Annotated in this window: 2 protein-coding genes; both read left to right on the top strand. The window is 71.6% G+C overall.

Annotated features, from left to right (window positions below; genetic code table 11):
* Window positions 1-988: TM0106 family RecB-like putative nuclease (locus G6017_RS03675; RefSeq protein WP_182616002.1), on the top strand; the 988-nt coding region annotated here is incomplete at its 5' end.
* Window positions 989-1,170: 182 nt separating this feature from the next.
* Window positions 1,171-1,642 (top strand): hypothetical protein (locus G6017_RS03680; protein ID WP_206682418.1); only part of this gene is annotated, 472 nt, incomplete at its 3' end.

A 1,642-nucleotide genomic window follows, 5' to 3' on the forward strand; every position in this document is an offset into this window, starting at 1 on the left:
CGACCGGAACCACGCCACGCGGCTGGCGGTCCTCCGCGGCGAGCTCGACACGGTGCCCAGCCGGGTGGGCGAGTGCCGTACCTGCCCGTGGTGGGAGGGCTGGGTCGACCGGGGGACGCCCGTGACCGGGTGCCGAGACCACCTGGTCATCGCGGACGACGTGAGTCTGGTGGTGGGTGGTGGACAGGTGGGACCGGTCCGTGCGGCGGGGTTCCGCACGGTGGCGGACCTCGCCGAGGCAGGGCCCGAGCGCCCGCCGGACTGGAACGGCGAACCGTTCTCCGACGCCGTGCTGAGGGCCCGTGCGCACCGGGACGGCGAGGTCGTCGTCCCCAAGGTGGCCCGCCCCGCCATCCCGCGCGCGGACGTGGAGGTGGACGTGGACCTGGAGAGTCATCTGGACGACGGTGCCTACCTGTGGGGGACCCTGCTCACGCTGCGGGACGGGCGTCGCCTCGAGGCCGAGGGCTACCGGCCGTTCGCCACCTGGGCACGGTTGCCGGACCCGGACGAGGGTCGCTCGTTCGCCGAGTTCTGGCGCTGGCTCACCGGCATCCGGGACAGGGCCGAGGGGCAGGGTCGCTCCTTCCGCGCGTACTGCTACTCGAGGTCCGCGGAGAACGGTTGGATGCTCTCGACCGCCACCAGGTTCGGGCCGGAGGGCACGGTGGCCGTGGTCAGAGGCGTCCCCTCGGTGTCCGAGGTGCGGGGGTTCATCTCCTCGCCCCGGTGGGTCGACGTCCATGAAGCGGTGTCCACCCAGTTCGTCTCCACCTCCGGGCTCGGGCTCAAGGTGGTGGCGCCGGTGGCCGGATTCCACTGGCGCGACCCGGACGCCGGGGGCGAGCAGTCGATCGGGTGGTACCGGGATGCGCAGGCCTCGAGGGGGGTCGAGCGGGATTCCGGCAGGGAGCGCATCCTCGCGTACAACGAGGACGACGTCCGCGCGACCCGGGCTGTGCGGGAGTGGATTTCACGCGGATTCTAATTGAGTTCTCACTGAGAGGGAGCTGTTGCTTCCCTTAAATTCAGGGATATGGTGGGGATAAGGGCGAAAGTTTACGACGCTACCCGATCGTCGCGGCCGGAACCCGAAAGCTGTAGACCATCCCTCACGGGTGTCCCGTCGCGAACCCACGCGGATGCCGCGCAATATAAGGAGACGAACCCATGACGTTCTCGATCCGTAGGGCCGCTGCCGTCGCAGCCGCCACCGCCCTCGCCCTCTCCGGGGCGACCGCCGTCGCCTCCGCTCAGGACGGCACCGGAAGCCTGTCCGCCGACAGCCTCGGAGCCGACAGCCTGGGCACGTTGAGCAGCGGAAGCGAGGGCAGCGGCGACTCGGCCGGCGAGGGCTCCCTCCCGCAGGACCTCGGCTCGCTCATCCTCGAGGCCAACGCCACCGGGGAGGGCTCCCTCGACACCTCGGGCTCCGCCATCTTCGGCGAGCCCTCCACCGGTTCCCTGGCGCCCCTCGCGGGGTCGGTCATCGACGCCGCCGGGTCCATCACCCTGACCGACCCGGCACCCGGCACCGGCTCCGTCGACGCCAGTGGGTCCCTCCTGGACGAGTCGCTCGTCGGTTCGGTCGAGCCGGCCGCGGCGTCGGTCGCCGGCTCGCTCGGGGTCGGCGACGGCGCCA

Source organism: Dietzia sp. B44 (assembly GCF_014145245.1).
In the GTDB taxonomy this organism is placed as follows: Bacteria; Actinomycetota; Actinomycetes; order Mycobacteriales; family Mycobacteriaceae; genus Dietzia; species Dietzia natronolimnaea.